Annotated in this window: 23 protein-coding genes; 3 read left to right on the forward strand and 20 right to left on the reverse strand. The window is 47.3% G+C overall.

Annotated features, from left to right (window positions below):
* Positions 1 to 264: 264 nt before the first annotated feature.
* The 5 genes from yedF to GPK58_RS11785 form a co-directional block, all read right to left on the reverse strand.
* Positions 265 to 876, reverse strand: coding sequence for a sulfurtransferase-like selenium metabolism protein YedF (gene yedF / locus GPK58_RS11765; protein WP_015524772.1), 612 nt, complete (start codon positions 874 to 876; stop codon positions 265 to 267).
* 84 nt (positions 877 to 960) lie between these two features.
* Positions 961 to 1,152 carry a hypothetical protein gene (locus tag GPK58_RS11770; RefSeq protein WP_015524771.1) on the reverse strand — a complete coding sequence of 64 codons (192 nt, stop codon included), beginning with the start codon at positions 1,150 to 1,152 and terminating at the stop codon, positions 961 to 963.
* 2 nt (positions 1,153 to 1,154) lie between these two features.
* Positions 1,155 to 1,799: a GTP pyrophosphokinase gene (locus GPK58_RS11775; protein WP_015524770.1), complete on the reverse strand. Its 645-nt coding sequence runs from the start codon at positions 1,797 to 1,799 to the stop codon at positions 1,155 to 1,157.
* A gap of 124 nt (positions 1,800 to 1,923) precedes the next feature.
* A complete protein-coding gene (locus GPK58_RS11780) occupies positions 1,924 to 3,171 on the reverse strand; it encodes a DUF1015 domain-containing protein (RefSeq protein WP_059085609.1) in 1,248 nt (415 codons plus the stop codon).
* A gap of 130 nt (positions 3,172 to 3,301) precedes the next feature.
* Complete coding sequence (locus GPK58_RS11785) at positions 3,302 to 4,663, reverse strand: MATE family efflux transporter (protein WP_215638687.1); 1,362 nt, start codon at positions 4,661 to 4,663, stop codon at positions 3,302 to 3,304.
* 253 nt (positions 4,664 to 4,916) lie between these two features.
* On the opposite strand from GPK58_RS11785, the gene GPK58_RS11790 reads away from it, so the two are divergent.
* Complete coding sequence (locus tag GPK58_RS11790; RefSeq protein WP_015524766.1) at positions 4,917 to 5,216, forward strand: BMC domain-containing protein; 300 nt, start codon at positions 4,917 to 4,919, stop codon at positions 5,214 to 5,216.
* Positions 5,217 to 5,232: 16 nt separating this feature from the next.
* Entirely contained in the window at positions 5,233 to 5,523 is a 291-nt protein-coding gene (locus GPK58_RS11795; protein WP_118608796.1) for a BMC domain-containing protein, read from the forward strand.
* A 582-nt stretch (positions 5,524 to 6,105) separates the two neighbouring features.
* Here the strand turns inward: GPK58_RS11795 and GPK58_RS11800 are convergent.
* From GPK58_RS11800 to GPK58_RS11865, 14 genes are all read right to left on the reverse strand, one after another.
* Complete coding sequence (locus GPK58_RS11800) at positions 6,106 to 6,798, reverse strand: nucleotidyltransferase family protein (protein ID WP_215638688.1); 693 nt, start codon at positions 6,796 to 6,798, stop codon at positions 6,106 to 6,108.
* Positions 6,799 to 6,876: 78 nt separating this feature from the next.
* Positions 6,877 to 7,569 (reverse strand): selenium cofactor biosynthesis protein YqeC, encoded by a 693-nt coding sequence (gene yqeC / locus GPK58_RS11805; RefSeq protein WP_173760888.1) that lies wholly within the window; start codon positions 7,567 to 7,569, stop codon positions 6,877 to 6,879.
* Between the two features lie 54 nt (positions 7,570 to 7,623).
* The gene (yqeB, locus tag GPK58_RS11810) at positions 7,624 to 8,481 is read right to left on the reverse strand and encodes a selenium-dependent molybdenum cofactor biosynthesis protein YqeB (protein WP_118752972.1); all 858 of its coding nucleotides are present in this window, start codon (positions 8,479 to 8,481) and stop codon (positions 7,624 to 7,626) included.
* The gene (locus tag GPK58_RS11815; protein ID WP_215638689.1) at positions 8,456 to 9,274 is read right to left on the reverse strand and encodes a DUF975 family protein; all 819 of its coding nucleotides are present in this window, start codon (positions 9,272 to 9,274) and stop codon (positions 8,456 to 8,458) included. Before GPK58_RS11815 ends, yqeB begins: the two co-directional genes overlap by 26 nt.
* A 3-nt stretch (positions 9,275 to 9,277) precedes the next feature.
* On the reverse strand, positions 9,278 to 9,877 hold the full coding sequence (locus GPK58_RS11820) for a histidine phosphatase family protein (protein ID WP_147603031.1): 600 nt from the start codon (positions 9,875 to 9,877) through the stop codon (positions 9,278 to 9,280).
* On the reverse strand, positions 9,870 to 10,250 hold the full coding sequence (locus GPK58_RS11825) for a bifunctional adenosylcobinamide kinase/adenosylcobinamide-phosphate guanylyltransferase (protein ID WP_021650419.1): 381 nt from the start codon (positions 10,248 to 10,250) through the stop codon (positions 9,870 to 9,872). The genes GPK58_RS11820 and GPK58_RS11825 overlap by 8 nt, the downstream gene beginning before the upstream one ends.
* Before the next feature lie 27 nt (positions 10,251 to 10,277).
* Complete coding sequence (locus tag GPK58_RS11830; RefSeq protein WP_215638690.1) at positions 10,278 to 11,054, reverse strand: adenosylcobinamide-GDP ribazoletransferase; 777 nt, start codon at positions 11,052 to 11,054, stop codon at positions 10,278 to 10,280.
* Positions 11,051 to 11,578 carry a bifunctional adenosylcobinamide kinase/adenosylcobinamide-phosphate guanylyltransferase gene (locus tag GPK58_RS11835; protein ID WP_215638691.1) on the reverse strand — a complete coding sequence of 176 codons (528 nt, stop codon included), beginning with the start codon at positions 11,576 to 11,578 and terminating at the stop codon, positions 11,051 to 11,053. The genes GPK58_RS11830 and GPK58_RS11835 overlap by 4 nt, the downstream gene beginning before the upstream one ends.
* A gap of 1 nt (position 11,579) precedes the next feature.
* The gene (gene cobT / locus GPK58_RS11840) at positions 11,580 to 12,632 is read right to left on the reverse strand and encodes a nicotinate-nucleotide--dimethylbenzimidazole phosphoribosyltransferase (RefSeq protein WP_215638696.1); all 1,053 of its coding nucleotides are present in this window, start codon (positions 12,630 to 12,632) and stop codon (positions 11,580 to 11,582) included.
* Positions 12,632 to 13,060 carry a GtrA family protein gene (locus tag GPK58_RS11845; RefSeq protein WP_215638692.1) on the reverse strand — a complete coding sequence of 143 codons (429 nt, stop codon included), beginning with the start codon at positions 13,058 to 13,060 and terminating at the stop codon, positions 12,632 to 12,634. Before GPK58_RS11845 ends, cobT begins: the two co-directional genes overlap by 1 nt.
* Positions 13,041 to 13,988, reverse strand: a complete 948-nt coding sequence (locus GPK58_RS11850; protein ID WP_215638693.1) for a glycosyltransferase family 2 protein — start codon at positions 13,986 to 13,988, stop codon at positions 13,041 to 13,043. Before GPK58_RS11850 ends, GPK58_RS11845 begins: the two co-directional genes overlap by 20 nt.
* Entirely contained in the window at positions 13,985 to 16,759 is a 2,775-nt protein-coding gene (locus tag GPK58_RS11855; RefSeq protein ID WP_215638694.1) for a YfhO family protein, read from the reverse strand. Before GPK58_RS11855 ends, GPK58_RS11850 begins: the two co-directional genes overlap by 4 nt.
* Before the next feature lie 113 nt (positions 16,760 to 16,872).
* Positions 16,873 to 20,418, reverse strand: a complete 3,546-nt coding sequence (gene nifJ / locus GPK58_RS11860) for a pyruvate:ferredoxin (flavodoxin) oxidoreductase (protein WP_110102189.1) — start codon at positions 20,416 to 20,418, stop codon at positions 16,873 to 16,875.
* Between the two features lie 244 nt (positions 20,419 to 20,662).
* A complete protein-coding gene (locus GPK58_RS11865; RefSeq protein WP_015524747.1) occupies positions 20,663 to 21,076 on the reverse strand; it encodes an RrF2 family transcriptional regulator in 414 nt (137 codons plus the stop codon).
* A 341-nt stretch (positions 21,077 to 21,417) separates the two neighbouring features.
* Between GPK58_RS11865 and GPK58_RS11870 the strand changes: the two genes are divergently transcribed.
* A complete protein-coding gene (locus GPK58_RS11870) occupies positions 21,418 to 23,058 on the forward strand; it encodes an ABC-F family ATP-binding cassette domain-containing protein (protein ID WP_021650411.1) in 1,641 nt (546 codons plus the stop codon).
* Between the two features lie 85 nt (positions 23,059 to 23,143).
* Here the strand turns inward: GPK58_RS11870 and GPK58_RS11875 are convergent.
* A partial coding sequence (locus tag GPK58_RS11875) for an aminoacyl-tRNA deacylase (RefSeq protein WP_215638695.1) occupies positions 23,144 to 23,578 on the reverse strand: 435 nt, incomplete at its 5' end.

Genomic DNA, 23,578 nt, shown 5'->3' on the forward strand with positions numbered 1-23,578 from the left:
TTATCTCGATGTGAGTATGTTTAATCACATTTTGAGTGGCAGCAGCAGCTTGATGTGGAATTGTAAGTTCGGAGCTAAGTCAGGCGGATATTCCCGATCCGCTTCGTTGCTTGCTCATAACCGGATATCAACCAGATACCAACTGGATGTCAGAAATGCCGCAGGCTTCAAAATGGCTCTGCGGCATTTCTGTATATTTCTATTTGTTTCTGTCTGCTTCTGTAAGTTTCTATATGCTTTTGTTGTTTCTATATGTTTTTCTGTTTACGGGCGGATCACTTTTCCTGCTTTTGTGAGCTTTTCCGCTATGGTATACATATTTGTTACGGTTCCCACTGCCGGTTCCTTCAGTCCGTAGAAGTTCACGCAGGTTCCGCAGGTCAGAATCTCGGTTCCCTGCTCCTGTAAGGTCTTAAGGTCTTCGATACATGGTGAATCCTGTGCAGTAAGTCTGGCTCCGCCATTATAAAACAGCATAACTGACGGCGGTGTCTCCAGCTGTGTCAGCGCATACACAAATCCCTTGATCAGGATCCCGCCAAGCTCCGGATCTCCATCTCCCATCTTATCGGAAGTGATGGCAACGGTATAATCTCCCTGCGGAACAGCCGGTGTGCAGACGATCTCAGGCTCTGCCTGGCTTCTTGCAGCAGGATCAGATTTTACTGTCATATTGATCTCGTAACCACCTTCTGTTTTTCTGGATACGAAACTGCATCCGGTACTTCCGGCAAGTCTGCTCAAATTGTTTACTGCTGTTTCGTTGTCTACCAGGATCAAGATCTCGTCTCCCTGCTCTGCCTTGTCAAGGATCTTCTTGGTCATTACAACCGGGATCGGACACTGTTTCCCCATTGCATCTACTGTGTGCTTCATACTCACTCCTCCTGTATTCTGTGATTTTTTATAATTGCTGTTTTATCATTATTGCTTTTTCGCTGTTTTCTTTTCTTTGATCTTTTATTTCTGCTCCAGCTCATGGGCCTGTTTGAAGATCTCACAGGCGCCTGTGTTTACACATCTTTCATGCGCGCAGTCCATAAAGGTCAGCTTCCTGCTGCTGTCCTCCTGCCGTGTATACTCACAGCAGACGGTTTCGCCCCCGTTCATGGTACGGCAGAAACCGGATATAAATTCCTCTTCGATCTCCATTCCTATCCCTCCGTCGGATTCTCAGTAATCTGGGCAGGTGTGATCTCCTCCAGCATTCCTGTTTCATTGTAGGCTTCAAACTGTTCCTCGATCTTTCCAAGGATATCTGCATACTGACAGAAGGCCTCCGCCAGCTCATCCCTGTGTTCCGGAAGCTTCTTGTAACAGACACGGTGCTCCATGCTTGCCCAGAGATCCATGGTCATCGTCCTCAGCTGGATCTCCACCGGAAAATACTCCATGGTATCCAGATAATACACCGGAACTGCAATGATCACGTGAAAGCTGCGGTATCCGTTAGGCTTGGGATTCTGTATGTAATCCTTTTCCCTGATAAAGATCAGTTCACTCTGCCGCTTCAGCGCATTTACAAGATTGTATATATCATCAATAAAGTAGCAGATCACACGGATCCCAGCGATATCCCGGAGATGATCCTTGGCGTTCTGCACACTGTCCGAATGTCCCAGCTTCTCCAGCTTCTTTTCGATGCTCTTCTTGGATTTGATCCGTTCCTGGATATTGTGGATCGGAGATACGGAAGACTTCTGATACAGGCTTCCGTTGAGCACCTCAAGCTTGGCGCGCATGATCTGACATGCGTTCTGATATGGCTGGATGCAATCGTAATACTGTTCGTTTGTCATGAAAACCCCTCTTTCGCGTTTGCTCAGCATATACTTGTATCTTACCGGACAAATGTGAGCAATCTGTAGTGATTTCCTAAGATTTTCCTGACCATTTTATTAAAAATCTATAAAGCCTCCGGCATCAGTCTGAAAGCTTATGGATAAAAAGACCACTGCGGAGCTTCGGTTCAAACCAGGTGCTCTTTGGCGGCATAAGCTTACCCTCGTCTGCGATCGTCATCAGCTCCTCCATGGATGTAGGATACATGGCAAAGGCAGCTCCTCCTGTCTCATCTGCAGCTGCTGCCAGATCCTTCAGTCTGTGGTTTCCTCCCATAAAGCGGATCCTCTCATCGGTACGCGGGTCACTGATCCCCAGAACCGGACCCAGGACCTTATCCTGAAGAATAGACACATCCAGCTGACCTACGCTGTCTTTACCCGCATAGATATCCGGATATGCCTTCAGATGGAACCATTCTCCGTCTACATACAGCCCGAAGCAGTGTTTCTCCACCGGTTTACATGGAAATCCCGGCATTGCCATCAGCTCAAAATTAAACTTCATGCTTCCGATAAAGGCTTTGGGTTCCATACCCTTGATATCCTTTACGATCCTGTGATACGGAAGGATGGTCAGCTGGTCATACGGAAATACCACTGACAGGAAAAAGTTAAATTCTTCTTTTCCGGTGTAGTCCGGATGCTCCGCTCTTCTCTTCTGTCCAACCTTTACTGCGGAGGCTGCTCTGTGGTGACCATCAGCAATATAGATAGAGGAGATTCCGCCAAAAAGACTATGTATAGTCCGGATCTTTTCTTCCTCATCTACGACCCATACACGATGTGTGATCTCGTCATCGGAAGTAAAATCATACACAGGAACATGTGCATTTTTCCATTCTTCCATAAGAGTAAGAAGCTCTGCCGGATATCTGCACGCCAGAAAAATAGGGCCTGTGTTGGCATCACAGACATCCACATGACGGATGCGATCCTGCTCCTTATCCTCTCTTGTAAGCTCATGCTTTTTGATCACACCATTCATGTAATCATCAATGGAACTGACACCTACGATCCCGGTCTGGGATCTTCCCTTACGGATCAGTTCATACAGATAATAGTTCGGTTTCTCATCCTGGATCAGGATCCCTTCTTTCTGGAAACGATCCAGATTTTCCCTTGCCTTCTGATAAACCTTCGGATCATAAAGATCAGTTTCCGGGTCCAGATCCATCTCCGCACGGTCTATATGGAGAAAAGATTCCGGATTTTTTTCCCCGATCTCTCTCGCTTCTTCTCTGCTGACTACGTCATAGGGAAGTGCAGCCACCTTTTCTGCTTTTTCCGAAGCAGGTCTTACTGCCCGAAATGCCTGAAATAAAGCCATTATGTTTTCCTCTCATTCCTGCCCGGCCATACGCCGGCCCTTCTTAAGATTTCTGCTTAGTTTGCAGAAAAATCATCCTGTCCATTCTAACACATATCAAAATTTCCCGCAAACCTTTATCCGGCCCGTCTTATGCCTTACGTTTGTTCAGCTCCGGCAGTACCGTCGCCAGCATGGTGAAAAAGCATGCACAGCCGCCTACAAGGTTGGAAACCGGTTCCGCCCAGAACACGCCGTCTGTTCCCAGGCCATTCACAGAAGGCAGCAGGAGCGTCAGCGGTACTACGATCACTACCTTTCGGAGCAGAGAAAAAAAGGTGGCCTTTTTTGCCTTTCCCAGTGCCACGAACACGCTTTGTCCGGTAAACTGCAATGCCATAAAGCAGAAGCCGAAAAAGTAAATATGAAGGGCAGGAACTCCCTTTTCCAGAAGCCCGGGATCGCTGTTAAAGATCCGGATGAAAAATTCCGGAAGCAGCTTCAGGATTCCCCAGCCTGCCAGGGTATAGATCACACAGACAGCTGTAATAAATTTAATTGCTTTTTTGACTCTGTCGTATGCTTTTTCTCCATAATTGAAGCTCATGACCGGAGAAGCACCTGTAGTAAGCCCATGGACCGGCATGGTGAAAATGTCACGGACAGAATTTAAAACTGTCATGACACCAACGTAGATATCACCACCCCAGGTCTGGAGTGTGGCATTGCATACCACCTGCACAAGACTGTTTGTAAATGCCATAAAAAAACCGGACATACCCAGGCTTACGATACTGCCCACTCTTTTCCAGGAGATCCTCATGGCGCTTTTTTTCAGGTTCAGGATCGCCTTTTTTCCTGTAAGGAAGCGTAAGACCCAGATGGCGGAACAGAACTGGGAAATGATAGTCGCCAAAGCCGCTCCCCGGACTCCCATGTGCATCCCAAAGATAAACAGGGGATCCAGAAGAATGTTCAGTACAGCACCGATCAGTATCGTGAGCATCCCTGTGTTTCCAAAGCCCTGGCTGTTGATAAACGGGTTCATTCCCAGAGTGATCATCACAAACAGGGTTCCCAGAAGATAGATCCTTATGTAGTCTAACGCATAGGAAAAGGTTACATCACTGGCGCCAAAGGCATATAGGATCGGTCTGTAAAAGATAAGGCCAATGGCTGTCAGGATCACTCCTGTGCCGATCAGCATCACAAAGGTGTTTCCCATGAGCATTTCTGCTTCTTCCCGGTTTCCTCTTCCCCGTTCCATGGAGCAAAGCGGTGCTCCTCCATTTCCAAAAAGATAGGTAAATGCGGTGATCAGGGTGATAATAGGAAAACACAGTCCCACTCCTGTCAGTGCAGTGGCTCCGATCTCAGGAATCCTTCCGATATAGATCCGGTCTACAATGTTGTAAAGGAGGTTTAGGATCTGTGCAATGATCATCGGCACAGCCACTTCCATAATGTTACGATAGACATTTCCTGTTGAAAAGTCTGTCTGATGTATCTGCATTTCTTTACACCTTCCTGCTATTTCTTATTTAATTAATATACTATATCCGGCGTCCAAAGTAAACTTTGCGTTGCTGTTCTCTTCGTGAGCTACTGTTCACTCCGTTCTCAGTAATACTTTGTTATCTGTGTATTTATTTCTTGCTATTTTTGTCTAAAAAAGTTATAATAAATCCATAAAAACGGTAATGATTCCACGTAAAACCGGTCAAGAAACCACATTACTGGAATCTGTTCCGCATGGAGGTATTTTTATGGATAATAATTATAAGGGCATGGCTGTAGGTGTTTTTGAGCTGGATAACCTGGTTGCCTGTTTTGTTGCTCTTGATGCTGCTTCCAAAGCAGCCAATGTCAGGATCCAAAGTGTTGAGCGTAACCGTCTGAAGAGTGGCGCCTGTGTCAAGATGCGTGGTTCTGTTTCTGACGTTAATGCAGCTATGGAGGTTGCGCTGGAGGCAGCCAAACCTCTTGGTAAGGTTGTTTCTCATACTGTGATCGCTTCTCCTTCTGAGGATACTGAGATCGCACTGAAGATGACGATCAATAAATAAAGGGGGCGACGGATTTATGAATTATGGTGCTTTTGGTTTAGTTGAGGTTGTTGGCAGCAGTAATGCAATCCTGGTGATCGACCAGATGCTGAAGACTTCTGATGTTTCTTTTCTTACCTGGCAGACAAAGTGTGGTGGACATGCCACTGTTTTTCTGACCGGTGATGTTTCTGCCGTTACAGCTGCCATTGACAGTGTAAAGGGAAACCCGCCTTGTGAGATCGTAGCTTCAGCAGTGATCTCCAATCCTTCCGGTGAGACGGTTCGTCTGGCTGAGGAAGAAGCGGCTAAGAATCATTTTATTTGAGATTTGTCTACCTTATAATTATAAATTATAACGAACGTACGCAGGGAACCGCCCTGGCGTAGCGGGAAGGGCTTCGTCGTCCGCTGGCTTCTAAGGTGCTGCGGCTTCTGCTAAAACCATTCCAAAAAGTTCTGAACTCGCGTCAAGCCGCTCAGACAGCAGAACTTTTTGGAATAACGCAGAAACCACACCACCTAAGAATCAGCAGGACTCCTGCAGAACATCCCACTACGCCAGGGCGGTTCCCTGCTGGCTTTTGTATAAGTGAAAATTGCCTCAGACACGGTGCTTTCACACATCAGCCGGTGCTTTCATCATCGATGCTCTGCTTCTACAAACTTCACACTTTCACTCTAGCCTATCTCCCCTTTCGCACGTCAGCCGGCGAGGTACCGTCTGGTTTGGGCTGGCTCTGCAGGAGGGGTGCGCTTCTTAGGCGGTGGGAATCTGCGTTGCTGGAAAAAATCCAGCTGTTTGAGCGACGCAGGAGCGAGTTCTGGATTTTTTTCAGCGGTTTTAGCAGATTTCCAGCGCCTTAGAAGCCAGCCCCCGACGAAGCCCCAGCCCAAACCAGACGGTACCTCACCGGCGTCCGTCCGCAAAATCCACATCCACCATCTCCCTTCCATCCTCAACCTTCATCACAGCCACATCCCCCCGATGTGCCACAACCACCCTCTTCCCCCCGACATCACCGGAAAGCTTCATCAGCTCCCCATAATACCTCTTCGAAAAAACACAGGGATTCCCCGTCTTCCCATCATACTCCACACAGGCGATCCCCTTCCCATCTCTCAAAAACACATCCACCAGTCCAAAAACCGTCTCCCACCGCAACCACGGCTGATCTGCCACCGTAAACAAACAAGCATCCATCTCCCGGTTGACCCGCAGCCCGATCTTCAGTGAGGAAGATATTCCCTCATCCGGATGCAGATTATAAAGAAACCGCACGCCGAGCTTCTCTGCTTCCTGCGCAATCTCCTCATACTGTGTGACAACTGTGATCTCACACCTGTGCCCCTGTTCCTCCAGTGCTGCTTTCACTTTTTTCAGTTCCAGGAGAATATGCCTGTACATCGGCATTCCGTCTATCCCGTACAGCAGCTTATTGCTTCCAAACCGCCGGCTGTTTCCTGCTGCCAGCATGATCAGTCCCAGTTTCATATCACCGCTCCACTTCCTTTCGATTCTAGTACAGCGAATATTAAGTAACCGCCATATTGACTTGCCTGATTTTTCATCTGCTGCGTTGTCGTCAATCGTCGTAGCCACCGCTACGCCTCATTCCTCCGCCTTGCAGATGAAGAAATCATCCTGCGTCAATATAGCAGAAACTTAATTTTCGCTGTACTAGCTGTTTACACTTCTCTGCAGGCTTCCGCAGATCATCATGATCCCAGACTCCTGACCTTGTGCCATAAGCTTCTCCGCCACACAAGGATCCTCCAGAGTATCTGCCTTGTTCAGATACGCAAGAAATCTTCGCCCGTCCACGCCTTTTTGCAATCCGTCTTCAGACCGGATGATCTTCCACACATCCATCCATGTCACAGGCTCATCTGTACGCTTTCCCAGAAATCCCGCCACATCATCCGGACGGTGTGCCGTATCACAGATCCTTTTGCCGATGCAGTCAAAACCGATCACTCCTACTACCATATCTGCAAAAGAAGGGATCACCGGCTCATGAACAGCCGGCACTTTAAGGGGTCGGCGCCTGGATCCGTCAGCTTCCACAAGAAGAAGATCACAAAAGCCGGGCAGCTTTTCCAGGATCTCCTTTTCGGGGCCGGAAATCTTTGGCTGCCCGGCCTTGTGATGAGCCGCGATGACGTATCCGTATTGTTCTATAAGCCGGCATGCTCCCGGAATGTCCTCTGCCTCCGCAAAAGGACGTTCCGGTTCCCATGCCATATGCGTGGTTGTGGTCACGATCACACGTTTTCCCTGTCCGGAAAATATTTCTGCCAGTCCAAGGATCAGACTGGTTTTTCCGCCGCCTCCTGTGAATGCCACAGTAAGCGCTTTTTCATTTTTCTTCATGACACACTCCATTTATCTTCTAACTTCTTTCAGGGACACCAGGCTCTGTATCGGTCACAGATTCTCATTCCTCACAGATTTCTCTGTTCCCGGAAGCACTCCGCAGGAAAGCAGCACCTCCAGTACTCCCCCTGCGATACACCTCGCCTTGTCTGAGATCGTAAAACAGTTTTTCTTCTGTTCTGCCCTTGGGTCGATGTCCGCGATCTTCATTCCCTCAAAAACAGGGTAGCCGTCCCGGATCAGTCCCCGGATCACGCCGGAAATGGTAGCCTTCACCGGCGTATCACCTACCATGGCGATCACCTGGTCTTTTTCAACAAGATCTGCGATCTGACAGATGTTTTTCATGTTACCGGCTGCCGGTGAATGGATCACACGTTCCTTTCCGATTCCTGCGATCAGTCCCGGCACTCCGGTATTCGGCAGGGCAATGCCTTTTTTTATGATCCTTCCCAGGTTATGGCCGCGCATGGTCTCGATCACGTAATCCACATCCTCCCCTGCGGTAAAGCCCGGGCCAAGTCCCACAGTCAGTGGTGCCATATCCCTGCTGGTCCCAAGATTCTTTTTGGCAAGGATGGCATCGATCACTGCCTCCGGCTCCAATTCGCGGATATATTTTCCATGGGTATCTGTCAGAAGGGGGATCTCTCCCTGTGCCCAGCATTTCCTACACTGGGTCCGGATATCGTTCTCCGTGATCCTCCTGCACACAACGCCTTCTACCTCTGCAGTTCCGTCATAAACAGCTTCACAGAAGGCCACATGACGGCGGATGGCACTTGGACGGTCACATTCCAGGATCAGGACCTGATAGCCACTCTGATGAAGCTTGTGAATCACTCCTGTGGCCAGATCTCCGCCACCTCTCACAAGGATCATTTTATCCGTATATGCCGCTATTTTCATCTTCATACACCTGCTGTTCGTTTCCCGGCATTCCTGCCGCAAGAGTATCATAAAGCTCCGCATAGGTTGCATCCTTATACGGGGATACATAAAAGAGTCCCGCGATCCCGGCCGTAATTGCCGAAAGGACAGACCAGGGAATAAAGGAAAGATCCAGGATAAAGGTATCCATCTTCTGTCCGTTCATCATCTCACGGCTTTTTGCAAACACTTCCTTTGTGCTCATATCCGGATATTCCGCAAGAAGATAAGGGATCATCTTATATTCGTAGGATTTTACCACTCCGGGAATAATAAAAAGCAGCGTCCACAATACAAGATACAGGTCCCGTAAAAACATGGTTTTTACGATATTACCGTAATTCCCGGAACGAAATACACTGAGGAGCTTTCCGGGCCCGGGTACAGAATAAAGGTTCTCAATGTAAAAATCTCTTCCGCCTACCTCCAAAACATTTCCCACAAAGAAATGAAAAAGGATTCCGATCAGAGCCACAGCTACCACGGCACTGGCACTCAAAAGTGCAAAAAGCACTGCCAGTGGGGAGCGAAATACATGGCTGACATAAGAAGTAACACCATTGATATCCGTACCCAAACGATACGTTGTAACACCGTAGTCCGGACTTACCACATTTCCGGCACTGCCAGTGGCCGCACCGCTTCCGCCGGTTGCCGTCACAATAGCCAGCACCAGACTTACCAGCACTGCTGACCAGTAATTTTTTTTGAATGCCTGTTTTCCACGCCATTTCAAGTCGCTGCGTTTCCAACTGATCTTCTGCTCATTCATAACTTAACCCTCCATATATGCTTCACGGACACAGAGCTCTCTCCGTCCCTTCTGCCACAGCGCAGGCTCCAGCTCTGCCAGATAACCGCCGCCGTTTTTTACATGCCATTCATAAAAAGCCCTGGGTCTGTCCGCATATTCTTCCATAATGTTCATGATCGTACCGCCATGTATCACAAGAGCCGCTGTCTTTATGTTGTTACGGATACACTGTGTGACAGCCTTCTGAAATCCTGTAAGGCTCCGGTACTTAAACGCTTCTCGACTTTCTCCTCCCGGAAAAGGAAGCGTTCCATTGCTATCAATCCACCTCTGATAATCCTGATTTCCGGAAAGCTCTTTATAATTTTTATTCTCAAACTCTCCAAAATCACACTCGGAAAGCTCTTCGATGATATGAAAGCTTTTTCCCGGAAAAAGGATTCCCGCAGTTTCCACACAGCGGCAGAGCGGACTTACATAAAGGGCCTCCGGCATGGGATAGGTCAGCTTTTCCAGAAATTCCTTTCCCTCCGTGCTCAGCGGTTCATCCGTTGTTCCGATATAACGCTGAAGCTTATTTCCGGGTGTCTGTCCGTGTCGTATAAGATATAATCTAATCATCCTTCAGCACCGTCCCGATCCCGCATACCACTCTTGTGACCCTGCTGCTTTTTGCAGCCAGTGCAGTGCACACCCGGCCAACAGCTTCTCGGTACTGCCGTTCAAAAGCATCCGCCGGAACGATCCCGTAGCCTACCTCCTCACTGACAAGGATCACATCCGGATCCTGCTGTGCCAGCTTTTCTGCCAGGCCGGTGAGATCTTCTCCTGCCTTCAGAGCTTTTCTTATGTATTCCTGAAATCCCAGAACACCCGCTGCCTTCAAAAGCTCCTCTTCTGTGATCTCTCCTCCGAATTTCCAGTCCACATCCGGGAACTGTGCTTTTGCATAGGCAGCTTTTCCCTGATATGCGCCTCCGATTATCATTTCCATATCTTTTTTACCTCATCCAAATCTTCATTACAGATTAAACGTGCCACCAAGAGCAAGCACCAGTGCCATCACAACCTCGCAGATGCAAAGGAAAAATCCGGAAAGATCACCTGTGGTCCCTCCAAAATATTTCAAAGCCATATAGTGATACCACCAAAATACCAGAAGTGCGCTGACAGCTGCCAGAACACCCAGGACCGGATCTACCCATATCATCAGCGCTGCAAGGATCACAAACATCGTGATAAGAACATTTCGCACTGCGATCTCTGACGCATTTCTGGAAAATTCTGCCACAGTCCCGTCTGTCCTTGCCTTGGGAAATGTGATCACACCGATCCCGGAAAGACATCTGGACATCATAAAGCCCAGGCTCATGATACAGATCCCGTTATAATTTCCAAGGAGCTGATCCCAGGCTCCCAGCCAGAGGATAAAATATACACAGGCTGTGATAATGGCAAATGCACCTGCATGGGAATCCTTTAGGATCTCCAGCCTCCTTGTGCGTTCCTGCCAGGAGCTTAATGCATCTGACGTGTCCAAAAGCCCGTCTACATGAATGCCGCCGGTAATAAATACCGGGATCACAGTAAGGATCACAGCGAGAAAAAATGGCTCCAGAGCTACGTGTACACCGAGGCCCCCTCCTGCAAGCCAGGTCAGGATGCCGATGGCAGTACCCACAAAGGGGAAAAAGCACATCATATATTTTATGTTTTCCTTCTTCCAGTCCACCATGGGCATAGGAATCTTTGAAAACATGGCAAAGGCTGCCTTAAAACTGTTCCATAAGCTTTTCATGCTTCCTTTCCTCCTTTATGCCATATAGGGATCCCGTATACGACTTCCACAACCTCTTCTGCCATCTCTGCCAGCTTCTGGTTGATCTGTCCCAGCTCTTTTTTGTACTGTTCTGATTCTTCCTCGTAGAGGATCCCGTCTGAAAAGATCTCGTTGGTGACGATCACCACATGCTTTGCCTGGGAAAGAAGATTTTTCACTCCTTCTGTGATCTTTTCTGCCACCTCCGGGTGGAAGCCGCCTTCCCGGAACATCTCATTTGCAACCAGATTGGACATGCACTCCAGAAGGACCACGCAGTCCTTCGGGATGAGCAGCTCATCCAGCTCTGTATATCTTTCAATTGTCTCGAAGCCTTTTCCTGCACGCATGTGCCGGTGTCTGCGGATGCGCCTGTGGCTTTCTTCGTCAAAAGCCTGCATGGTGGCGATATAGATCCTTCTGGCTTCGCCAAAGGAAAGTACGGTTTCTTCCGCAAAAGCAGATTTTCCGCTTCCGCTGCCTCCTGTTACAACAACCAGCATATTATTTCAGCTCCTCGTACTGTTCTACATTGATATCACCAAAGGTACTCATGGAATTATATACTGCACAGGACAGATCCATCATCGGAAACAGTGCCACAGCTCCGGTTCCCTCGCCCAGGCACATGCCGGCGTGGATGATCGCTTCCTTGCCAAGCTCCTTCAGGAGCAGCTGTGCTGCAGGCTCTTTGGATACATGAGACGCAATGATATGATCACTTACCTGCGGGCAGATCTTTACTGCGATCAGTGCAGATACGCAGGAAATAAATCCGTCCATGACAACCGGCATTCCAAGTGCTGCTCCTCCAATGAATACTCCTGCCATTCCTGCAATATCCAGTCCACCTACCTTTGTCAGGACGTCAATGGCATCTGAACGATCCGGATTATTCAGAGCGATCGCCTTTTTGATCGCATTGATCTTCCGGACAAGCCCTTCACTGGTCAATCCGGCACCACGTCCGGTCATATCTTCCACCGGTTTTCCGAGAAGCACAGCTGCTACCGCACTGCTGGTGGTGGTATTTCCAATGCCCATCTCGCCGGTTGCAAGAACCTGATAGCCTTTTTCCTTCAGCTCCTCTGCCATGGCAATTCCGGCTTCGATGCCACGGATCGCCTGATCTCTTGTCATTGCCGACTCTCTGGTCATATTTCTGGTCCCATAGGCAACCTTAAGATCTGTACGGACCTTTGTATCTGTGACCATTCCCACATCTACAGGAAAAAGCTCTGCTCCACACTGACGGCACATCACACAGCAGGTAGTAGTCCCTTCCAGAAAATTCTCAGCCACAACAGCCGTCACTTCCTGTCCGGTCTGGGTCACACCCTCTTCTACAACTCCGTTATCCGCGCACATGGCAACCACTGCTTTTTTCTCCACACGTACCTCCGGTGTACCTGTGATACCGGCGATCTGTGTCAGCATATTCTCCAGCTCTCCCAGAGAATGCAGAGGCTTTGCAATACTGTCCCATCTCTTTCTCGCCCCCTCCATAGCCTTTTCATCCAGAGGGCGGACTTTCTTCACTGCCTCATCCAAAGTCATCATTTGCTACCTCCAATCCTTTTACCTGTGGTAAAAATAATAAATTTACTAAAGATATAATTCAACGCCAGCACGATAAATTGTGTGCAGAATTTTGCAAACATATCCCGGAATCCCAGGATCTCCGCCAGAAACCATACGCCACCTACCTCAATGACCATGGTCACCAGACGGGCACTTATAAATTTCAGAAAGGGCCGTATATGATCCCTCCATGTTTCACAGTGGTCATGAAATACAAATCTGGAATTCACAACATAGGCAAACAGGATCGCCAGGATGATCGATATGATGTTGGCACTCATCAGCGGGATTCCCATTGCCCTCATGATATAAAAGCTTAACAGATTTACGAGAGTCGTACAACCACCCCAGAAAATATAACGGATCACATCATTTTCATAGAATTTAAGGATCCACTTTTTCATTGGTATCTCCTCCTCGTATGATCTTTGATACGATATATCTTGGACGATGTTTTACTTCCTCATAGATCCTGGCGATATAATATCCGATGATCCCAAGGCTCATCATCACAGCACTTCCAATAAAAAGCATCACGATCAGAAGTGTGGTATAGCCTTCCACCGCATGCCCGGAAAAATACCGGACCAGAGAATAAACCAGAAGGAGCAGGGAGCACCCAAAGCAGCCCACAGCACCGGCTGTTACAAACTGCAGCGGAAGTGTTGTAAATGCCACGATATTCCGAAACGCATAGCTGATCAGCGTTCCTGCAGACCATTTGGATTCTCCGGCCTCACGCTCCTGCACCTCAAAAGGTACGGAGATGCTTTTGAAGCCTATCCAGGATGATGCCGCCCGGAAAAACATGCTGCGCTCAGGCATGGCGAGAACACTCTCCACCGCTTTCCTGTCCAGCAGCTTGAAGTCGGAAGCGTTTTCCATATCAAAGCCGGTGGCACGGGACATGATCCGATAGAAAAATCTGGCACTTTTTCTGTGAAAAAGAGTTTCTTTTCCCCGGTTTTTCTTGATGCCCTCCACAACCTCGTAGCCCTGCTTCCAGAGCCGGTACATTTCCAAGAGGATTTCCGGCGGATGCTGCAGGTCACAGTCCATCACTGCCACCGCATCTCCGCATGCCTGTGCAAGGCCGGCCACGATTGCTGCTTCTTTTCCGAAATTTCTGGAAAAATGCACACCTGTCACATTTTTATCTTCCCTGGATACTTTTTCTATGGCTGCCCAGGTCCCGTCAGAGGAACCGTCATCTACCAGGACCAGTTCATAACGGATCCCGGCCTGCCCCAGGAGCTCTCTGAGAGTCCGGCAGGTTTTCTCCACCATCGGTTCCTCGTTACAGGCAGGCAAAACTACCGATAATCGGCTCATTTCTCCTGTTTTCCCCTTTCTTTTTGTTTTCTCTGGCGCCGGTAAGATATTACGATCCCGGCAAACAGGATCAGGCCAAGCACCGTCAGTATCATTCCGGGCACAATATACGGTGTACAGTATCTGAGCGTGATCGTATGCCTGCCTTTTTTTAATTCCAGTCCCATATACATACTGTTTGCCTGCACAAGTTCTGTTTTTTCTCCATCTACATAGGCGGTAAAGCCTGCGCTGTATGGAATGGAAAATACCAGGATCTTATCGGAAGTGGTTGTGATATCTCCGCGAATGCAATTTGTCTCCGTTTTGATATTCTGAAGACTTTCTTTTCCAAGCTCCTCTGTCTGTTCTTCAACAGAAGCCATGGGCTGACATACCACATACAGATCATCAAAGGTATATTCTCCCGGCATGGAAAACGTCAGGGTCATGGTTCCGGCAGAATAGTTTTTATATCCCATATTCAGAAGAAAATTATGTCTTCCGCTATAGCCGTTGTATTTATCTGTAAAGATCCGGATAGTCTTGTCTACGGAGCCCAGCGAAACATCCACTGCTGATTCCTTGCTTTCTTTCCAGTAGCGCCAGTTATTATCTTCATAACGCACAGTATTCTTCTCATATTCTGTCATGGAATCCCATTTTTTATCACTGACCACTGCACGTGGAGAATAGGCATTAAAATCCAGATTTTTTGCCACAAGATAAACCTCAGCCTCCGGCTCTCCCTGATATCCGATCTGTACGGTTGCTCCTTCTTTGGCCACAATGATCTTTCCGTCTTTTATCTTACAGCCTTTTCCTGCTTCCAGTGTAAAATCTGCTTTCTTATCGTCAAAGGTGAGGTCTGTCTCAGAAAGACTGCTGTCCTCAAGGACTGCCCCCTGCAGGAGTGCCTGCTGCTTTTCGGTCACAGAAAGCTTTTCATACTTTTCTCTGGGTATCCAGGAATCATAGGTATAACCAAGAGGAAGGGAATCCTCGTCTGCGTAGATCCTGTATTTTTTTGTGACTTCTGCTTCACTGTCATAGCCGTATGGCAGATACCCATATCCGCTTTTTTTGATGGCAAAATATTTCACCGAGGCAAGACGATCCAGGATACTCCGTCCGTCCAGGCTGCTGTAATGATAATCCCAGGGGGTATTCAGATACATCTCATCAAAGAAACGGCTGATATTTCCATTGGCCACACTGAAATAATAGGAAGTACTGTTGGTTCCCATATACATGGCAGTGTTTACATAAGAGCCCGTTTTGTACTGGTCATATCTGGTAACCGCTGAATCATCCATTGACCGGATCGCTTTGTCCGGTCCGGACTGAAGCTTCTCCAGCGCCTGATCCTTTTCCTCAAATTCTGACAGATAATCTTTTTCGTAAGAATACTGATATGAAACATTCAGAAGGATGCTTGTCACAAGCACGGCCACGATCATTCCACAGAGATATTTTCCCTGTGTAAATACGTTTCCGTAGGAAACCACTGTAAACACAGCCAGGACCAGCATCATCAGTGCCATGATATTGCGTTCCGTGCGGGCGGATTCTGAAAACAGTGCCAGCACGCCATATATCAGCAGCATCACAAATATCCGTCGTTTCTCCCTGATGCCCAGCGTAAACAGTTCCGGATATGCCTGTACCAGGATATATGCGATCAGCATTCCATACGCCCAGATCCATCGGTTGGACACGTATGAAAATCCATTCAGTACATGACCTGCAAAGGGGATCAGCAAAAACAGATTCAGAAGCACAAAGCCCAGCTTCAGTCCCGTATATTTTTTCTTTTTGGAAAAGATCACAAACACGCCTGCCATTGCGACTGCGGAATATCCAGCAACTCCCCACTGGATCATATTTTCGCCGATCAGGCAGCCGAGATATTTTTCGTAGTAAATGCGGTCATATAACAGCGGCACATAATTCTGCGCCTGAAAGCGCTCTGTTCCAAACAGAGTCATGACCACAGGTAAAAAGATCAGTGCAGCGATCATAAGTGCGACCAGATAAAAGCCAGCAAATTTCAGGAACCACTGAAATACATCTTTTACTGAACGCTTGCGGAATATTCCAAAATACCGGAAAGCTGCATACAGCACCATAAAAATACTGATCATATAAAAGAAATAAAAATTAGACATTGCCGCTACAGCCGTCGCACAGATAAAAAGGTATGGCTTTTCTTTTTTGTAAATCTTTTCAATTCCCATAAGGACCAGCGGCAGATAGATCATGGGATTGGAAAAATATGGGTGCTTCATGGACGCATAAATGGTCCATCCTGCAAAAATATAAACAAGGCTTCCAAGAAATGTGGCCTGTTTGGGATTCTTGCGGTAAAAGCAGTAAATGCTGAATGTGATACCCGCCAGATAAATGCGGAGAAAGATCAGAATCTCATATAAGATCTCTGTGTCTTTTTCCGGTACAAAAACGGACAGTAAGGTCAGCGGATCACCGATCGCATAATAATGAAGTGTTGTAAGGATATCGGAACCGTATCCGATATGCATATCCCACATAGGAAGGGAAAGCTTATGCTCCGTCACCAGCGTCTGCAGAACATTCCGCAGATATTTTCCATAATAGGCCAATGCATTGATGTGCTGCGGAACACCGTCATGACTCCAGATCAGGGATTTTCCATTGAAATAAAAACAACTGTAAATAAACAGCGAGATCGCCGCAAAAACAATCGTATACAGAATATAAAAATCTGCTTTTTTCTCTTTCCGGGATTTCTCCTTCGAAAAAATTCTCTTCATGTATATCTCTCCTGTATATGAAAAAAGGCCTGCGGTGCGCTAAACACCGCAGGCCTGTCACCTAATGCTTAATCAGCAAGCACACTGTATAAACAGTAACTATTGATCAATAATTAGTCTTCTTTCTTATCTGCTCCGTAAAGAGTGATAAGTTTCTGCAGATACTCATATCTAGCCTGAGCCTCAGACTCGTTCTTAGCAAACAGTCTTGCAGCTTTCTCAGGATTCTGACGCTGCAGAGAATTGTAACGAACCTCACCGTTCAGGAAGTCCATATAGTTCTCCATATCCGGTGTCTTGGAATCAAGGCTGAACTTGTTCTCAGCAGCCGGGTTGAATCTGAAGTTGTGCCAGTATCCGCACTTAACTGCCAGCTCTTCCTCTGTCTGAGCTTTGCTCATACCTTTCTTGATACCATGGTTGATACATGGAGCGTAAGCGATGATCAGGGATGGTCCCGGATATGCCTCTGCCTCTGCGATTGCTTTTACAGTCTGGTTGAAGTCAGCACCCATGGAAATCTGTGCTACATATACATAGCCATAGCTCATTGCGATAGATGCCATATCTTTCTTCTTAGTCTCTTTTCCGCCTGCTGCGAACTGAGCGATCGCACCTGTCGGTGTAGATTTGGAAGACTGTCCGCCTGTGTTGGAGTAAACCTCTGTATCGAATACCATAACGTTGATGTCACGTCCGCTTGCAAGAACGTGGTCAACACCACCGAATCCGATATCGTAAGCCCATCCGTCACCACCGAAGATCCACTGGGATTTCTTGGAGAGGAAGTCTTTCTGTGCAAGGATCTCGTTAGCCTTGTCACATCCGCAAGCCTCAAGAGCTGCAACGAGTTTCTCTGTAGCTGCACCATTTGTTGCGCCTACAGCATAAGTATCCAGCCATTCCTGACCAGCTGCCTTAACATCCTCGTTTGTTCCGTTAGCTACAAGGTCTTCGATCTTCTCTTTCAGACCGCCACGGATCGCACGCTGTGCAAGAAGCATACCATAACCGAACTCTGCGTTATCCTCGAACAGAGAGTTTGACCATGCAGGTCCCTGTCCCTTAGCGTTTGTTGTGTATGGTGTAGATGGTGAAGAGTTACCCCAGATAGAGGAACATCCTGTAGCATTTGCAATGTACATTCTGTCACCAAAGAGCTGTGTGATCAGCTTAGCGTATGGTGTCTCACCACAACCTGCACAAGCGCCGGAGAACTCAAGGAGCGGCTGTTTGAACTGGCTGCCTTTTACAGTTGTCTCTTTATATTTAGCGATAACGTCTTCCTTCTGAGGAAGTGTTACACCGTAATCGAAGAATTTCTGCTCTTCTGTGTTAGCTTCAAGCGGAGCCATCTCAAGAGCTTTGTTGCCTTTCTTTCCTGGGCAGACATTTGCGCAGGAACCACATCCTGTACAGTCAAGAGCGGATACAGTCATTGTGAATGTATAGTCTTTCATTCCTGTAAGAGGAAGTGTCTTGATTCCCTCTGGAGCGTTAGCTGTCTCATCTGCTGTCATAGCAACCGGACGGATTGCAGCATGCGGGCAGACATATGCACAGCGGTTACACTGGATACAGTTGTCCGGAACCCATACAGGAACGTTAACTGCGATACCACGTTTCTCATATGCAGCTGTTCCGGATGGTGTTGTACCATCTACATAATCCTTGAATGCAGATACCGGGAGGCTGTTACCCTCCTGAGCATTGATCTTGCACTGGATGTTGTTTACGAAGTCCTGAGCATCCTGAGCACCGTGGGATGCGTGAGACATGAAGAGTCCCTCGTCCTCAGCATTCTTCCAGCTCTCCGGAACCTGAACCTCTACGACCTGTTTAGCACCGGCATCGATAGCTGCCCAGTTCTTCTTAACAACGTCATCACCCTTACGTCCGTAAGTAGCTTTAGCAGCAGCTTTCATAAGCTCGATAGCCTGCTCCTCAGGAATGATTCCTGTAAGTTTGAAGAATGCGGACTGAAGGATTGTGTTGATACGTGTTGGTCCCATGCCAGTCTCAATACCAATCTTAACACCATCGATGGTGTAGAATTTGATATTGTGGTTAGCGATGAAAGCTTTAACCTGTCCTGGAAGATGTTTCTCAAGTCCTTCCATATCCCAAGCACAGTTCAGAAGGAATGTACCTCCGTCAACAAGCTCCTGTACCATGTTATATTTGTTAACATAGGACGGATTATGACATGCAACGAAGTTTGCTTTGTGGATCAGGTATGTGGATTTGATCGGTTTCTTACCGAAACGAAGGTGAGACATTGTAACACCGCCGGACTTCTTGGAGTCATAATCGAAGTAAGCCTGAGCGTACATGTCTGTGTTATCACCGATGATCTTGATGGAGTTCTTGTTAGCACCTACAGTACCATCAGCTCCAAGTCCCCAGAACTTGCAGTTTGTTGTTCCCTCTGGTGTTGTAACAAGTGGTGCGCCTGTCTCAAGAGAAAGGTTTGTAACATCATCAACGATACCGATTGTGAATTTCTCTTTCTCAGTGTTCTCATATACTGCTACGATCTGTGCAGGTGTTGTATCTTTGGAACCAAGTCCGTAACGTCCTGTAAAGATCTTAACATCGCTGAACTTGCTGTCGCGAAGAGCTGCAACAACATCAAGATACAGAGGCTCGCCAAGAGCTCCTGGCTCTTTTGTTCTGTCAAGAACAGAGATCTGCTTAACTGTATCCGGGATTGCATCGATAAGAGCCTGTGCACAGAATGGTCTGTAAAGACGAACTTTAACAACACCGACTTTCTTGCCAGCTGCCATAAGGTAATCGATGGTCTCCTCGATGGTATCGTTTACGGAACCCATAGCTACGATGATGTGCTCAGCGTCAGCAGCTCCGTAGTAGTTGAACAGTTTGTAGTCTGTTCCGATCTTCTCGTTAACTTTGTCCATGTACTCCTGAACAACTGCCGGAAGAGCGTCATAATATGGATTACATGCCTCTCTTGCCTGGAAGAAGATATCCGGGTTCTGAGCGGAACCTCTCTGACATGGATGGTTCGGGTTCAGAGCACGGTTACGGAACTCTGCGATTGCGTCCATATCTGCCATATCTTTCAGATCTTCATAGTCCCATGTCTCGATCTTCTGGATCTCATGAGATGTACGGAATCCGTCGAAGAAGTTGATGAATGGAACTTTTCCTTTGATTGCTGCAAGATGAGCAACCGGTGTAAGGTCCATAACCTCCTGTACAGAAGACTCACAAAGCATTGCACATCCAGTCTGACGACAGGCCATAACGTCGGAATGGTCACCGAAGATACAAAGTGCGTGGGAAGCAAGTGCACGGGCAGATACGTTGATAACTCCCGGAAGCTGCTCACCAGCGATCTTGTAAAGGTTCGGGATCATAAGCAGAAGACCCTGGGAAGCTGTATAGGTTGTAGTCAGGGCACCTGCTGCCAGAGAACCGTGAACGGCACCTGCTGCACCTGCCTCAGACTGCATCTCTGTAACCTGTACTTCCTGTCCAAAGATGTTCTTTCTTCCCTGAGTTGCCCACTCGTCTGTAGCCTCAGCCATTACAGATGAAGGGGTAATCGGGTAAATAGCAGCTACATCAGAAAAAGCGTATGATGCATGAGCGGCTGCATGGTTACCATCCATGGTTTTCATCTTTCTTGCCATTGTTTTTTCCTCCTTAAAGGTTTGTTAAAAAATATATTATTTAGGCTTATGAAGGCCTAAAATTCCATTGGTTATTATATCATAGATTCCCAGTTATGTCCATTTTCTTTCATTGTTTTTTGTATATTATCCTGTACAAACGCCGTTATCTTTTTCACAAATAAAAAAGAGCTGTTCGGAATTTTTCCTCTCCAAACTGCTCTCCTTATCATCTCATACGCTTATCCCAACTCACATCCGGGAATCACTTCTCCTCTTTTCCGAAAAGATCCTTCATGGATTTCCGACGGAGCATTGTCCACAGCTGATCCTGGATCTCCTGAAGCTCATCATGTGCATGGCAGGGAACTCCGTCCTGTCCGTTCCTTGGACACTGATATGTGCCGTTCAGGCACTCAATGATGGACATATCCGGATCGATCGCACTGTATATCTCATATAATGACAGTTCTTCCGGATCTCTCTTCAGCGCGTAACCGCCATGAACTCCGCGGTATCCTTCCACGAGCCCTGCATTCTGAAGCTTCTTCAGTATCTTGTATGCAAAGGGTGCTGTGATCGATTCCCTCTCACAGATCTCGCTGACGCTCAAACGCGGTTCCCACATCAATGCGCGGATAACCCGCATCGCATAATCGCTTTCTCTGGTGATAAACATTTTTAACCTCTCTTCTGTTCAACTAAGCTGCTGATTTATGATAGTTTCCGCATTCCATCCGATCTGCCACGTTCTTGGGTGTTTCTGATGTGCCAGAGAGCCGGATATCCATATCCCCGGAATACTTCATTACCACATACGACAGTATAACCCATTTTTTTATATAATAAAAGGTTATTATTTTCCTGTGATTCATAGTAATCCCCTGTTTTTCCTTTATTTAGCCGAAAAAAGGAAAATACAGCTTGCAAATTTTTCAGTTTACGGTACAATAGGAAACGATTGTAATGCTTTCGTATGTAATTGAAACGATATTTATTTAATGAAAAAAGAGGTATGATATGATTTCAGCAAATAACATCACACTGCGCGTTGGAAAAAAAGCGCTGTTTGAAGACGTTAACATCAAATTTACAGAGGGTAACTGTTATGGATTGATCGGCGCCAACGGCGCAGGAAAATCTACATTCCTCAAAATCCTTTCCGGTCAGCTTGAGCCTACCAAGGGTGACATTGTGATCACCCCCGGTCAGAGACTTTCTTTCCTGCAGCAGGATCACTTCAAATATGATGCTTATCCGGTTCTGGATACTGTCATCATGGGTAATGAAAGACTCTATCAGATCATGAAAGAGAAAGAAGCCATTTACGCAAAAGAAGATTTCACAGATGAGGACGGCATCCGTGCCAGCGAGCTTGAGGGTGAGTTTGCAGAAATGAACGGATGGGAAGCAGAGTCCGATGCTGCTACTCTTCTCAACGGTCTCGGCGTCGACACCGAGTTCCACTATACACAGATGGCAGACCTTACCGGTAGTATGAAGGTCAAGGTTCTTCTTGCACAGGCTCTTTTCGGAAATCCTGATATCCTTCTTCTTGATGAGCCGACCAACCACCTGGATCTTCCTGCTATCGAATGGCTGGAGGAGTTCCTGATCAATTTTGACAATACGGTTATCGTAGTATCCCATGACCGTTATTTCCTGAACAAGGTCTGCACACATACTGCTGATATCGATTATGGCAAGATCCAGCTTTATGCTGGAAACTACGACTTCTGGTTTGAATCCAGCCAGCTTCTGATCAAGCAGATGAAAGAGGCCAACAAAAAGAAAGAGGAGAAGATCAAAGAGCTCCAGGAGTTCATCTCCCGTTTCAGCGCCAATGCTTCCAAATCCAAGCAGGCGACTTCCAGAAAGCGTGCCCTGGAAAAGATCCAGCTGGATGACATGCGTCCTTCCAGCCGTAAATATCCATACATCGACTTCCGCCCGAACCGTGAGATCGGAAACGAAGTCCTCATGGTGGAAAATCTGTCCAAGACCATTGATGGAGTAAAGGTTCTGGACAACATTTCCTTCACTCTTGGTCGTGAAGATAAGGTTGCCTTTGTGGGTGCCAACGAGCAGGCCATCACAACCTTCTTCAAGATCCTTACAGGTGAAATGGAGCCGGATGAAGGAAATTACAAATGGGGCGTTACCACTTCCCAGGCATATTTCCCGAAGGATAACACACAGGAATTCGATAACGACCTTACTATCACCGACTGGCTGACACAGTACTCCGAGATCAAGGACGCAACCTACGTCCGTGGATTCCTTGGCCGTATGCTTTTCCCTGGTGAGGATGGTGTAAAACGTGTCCGTGTTCTTTCCGGTGGTGAAAAAGTTCGCTGTCTTCTTTCCAAGATGATGATCTCCGGTGCCAATATCCTGATCCTGGATGAGCCAACCAACCATCTGGATATGGAGTCTATCACAGCGCTGAACAACGGACTGATCAAATTCCCGGGAGTGATCCTTTTCACCTCACACGATCACCAGTTTGTACAGACAACTGCAAACCGTATCATGGAGATCCTTCCTAACGGCAAGCTGGTAGACAAGATCACCACTTACGACGAGTATCTTGCCAGCGACGAAATGGCCAAGAAGCGTCACGTATTCCAGGTTAACGAAGAGGACGCACAGGATAACTAAATCCCATGCTTCTGTAACAAAAAAACTCCCCTGCTTCCGCCTTTACAGGCAGTCAGGGGAGTTTTTTTATCTGTTTTATATGCGCTTACTCCATGGTGATCGGAGCAAGCTTGCCCTGTGTTACATCCAGAAGATCTTTAAGCGGTACCTTCAGGGTAAGGCCTACTCTTCCACCACTTACATAGATCTCATCAAAGTTTTCGGCAGACTGGTCAAACACCACCGGATAATTTTTTTTCATTCCAAGAGGGCTGCAGCCTCCGCGGATATAGCCCGTGATCTTTGTAAGATCCTTTACATGGATCATATCTACTGTTTTTTCGCCTACAGACTTTGCGGCTGCCTTACGGTCCACCTCTTTCTCGATCGGAACTACAAACACATAGTAGCCGCCGCTTTTCCCTTCCATGACCAGGGTCTTAAAGGACTGATCATGAGGGGCTCCTGTAATGTCTGCACAGTGGATCCCATCTATGAACTCTCCACAGTCATATGCGAGCGCTTCATATTTTACTTTTTT

Origin of the sequence: Blautia sp. MCC270, assembly GCF_018785605.1 — a bacterium.
GTDB classification, from domain to species: Bacteria; Bacillota; Clostridia; order Lachnospirales; family Lachnospiraceae; genus Blautia_A; species Blautia_A fusiformis.

Bases quoted from the DNA above. Each gene is read 5' to 3' on its own strand.
- yedF (WP_015524772.1), bottom strand. From the start codon at position 876: ATGAAGCACACAGTAGATGCAATGGGGAAACAGTGTCCGATCCCGGTT.
- GPK58_RS11770 (WP_015524771.1), bottom strand. From the start codon at position 1,152: ATGGAGATCGAAGAGGAATTTATATCCGGTTTCTGCCGTACCATGAAC.
- GPK58_RS11775 (WP_015524770.1), bottom strand. From the start codon at position 1,799: ATGACAAACGAACAGTATTACGATTGCATCCAGCCATATCAGAACGCA.
- GPK58_RS11780 (WP_059085609.1), bottom strand. From the start codon at position 3,171: ATGGCTTTATTTCAGGCATTTCGGGCAGTAAGACCTGCTTCGGAAAAA.
- GPK58_RS11785 (WP_215638687.1), bottom strand. From the start codon at position 4,663: ATGCAGATACATCAGACAGACTTTTCAACAGGAAATGTCTATCGTAAC.
- GPK58_RS11790 (WP_015524766.1), top strand. From the start codon at position 4,917: ATGGATAATAATTATAAGGGCATGGCTGTAGGTGTTTTTGAGCTGGAT.
- GPK58_RS11795 (WP_118608796.1), top strand. From the start codon at position 5,233: ATGAATTATGGTGCTTTTGGTTTAGTTGAGGTTGTTGGCAGCAGTAAT.
- yqeC (WP_173760888.1), bottom strand. From the start codon at position 7,569: ATGAAGAAAAATGAAAAAGCGCTTACTGTGGCATTCACAGGAGGCGGC.
- yqeB (WP_118752972.1), bottom strand. From the start codon at position 8,481: ATGAAAATAGCGGCATATACGGATAAAATGATCCTTGTGAGAGGTGGC.
- GPK58_RS11815 (WP_215638689.1), bottom strand. From the start codon at position 9,274: ATGAATGAGCAGAAGATCAGTTGGAAACGCAGCGACTTGAAATGGCGT.
- GPK58_RS11820 (WP_147603031.1), bottom strand. From the start codon at position 9,877: ATGATTAGATTATATCTTATACGACACGGACAGACACCCGGAAATAAG.
- GPK58_RS11825 (WP_021650419.1), bottom strand. From the start codon at position 10,250: ATGGAAATGATAATCGGAGGCGCATATCAGGGAAAAGCTGCCTATGCA.
- GPK58_RS11830 (WP_215638690.1), bottom strand. From the start codon at position 11,054: ATGAAAAGCTTATGGAACAGTTTTAAGGCAGCCTTTGCCATGTTTTCA.
- GPK58_RS11835 (WP_215638691.1), bottom strand. From the start codon at position 11,578: ATGCTGGTTGTTGTAACAGGAGGCAGCGGAAGCGGAAAATCTGCTTTT.
- cobT (WP_215638696.1), bottom strand. From the start codon at position 12,632: ATGACTTTGGATGAGGCAGTGAAGAAAGTCCGCCCTCTGGATGAAAAG.
- GPK58_RS11845 (WP_215638692.1), bottom strand. From the start codon at position 13,060: ATGAAAAAGTGGATCCTTAAATTCTATGAAAATGATGTGATCCGTTAT.
- GPK58_RS11850 (WP_215638693.1), bottom strand. From the start codon at position 13,988: ATGAGCCGATTATCGGTAGTTTTGCCTGCCTGTAACGAGGAACCGATG.
- GPK58_RS11855 (WP_215638694.1), bottom strand. From the start codon at position 16,759: ATGAAGAGAATTTTTTCGAAGGAGAAATCCCGGAAAGAGAAAAAAGCA.
- nifJ (WP_110102189.1), bottom strand. From the start codon at position 20,418: ATGGCAAGAAAGATGAAAACCATGGATGGTAACCATGCAGCCGCTCAT.
- GPK58_RS11865 (WP_015524747.1), bottom strand. From the start codon at position 21,076: ATGTTTATCACCAGAGAAAGCGATTATGCGATGCGGGTTATCCGCGCA.
- GPK58_RS11870 (WP_021650411.1), top strand. From the start codon at position 21,418: ATGATTTCAGCAAATAACATCACACTGCGCGTTGGAAAAAAAGCGCTG.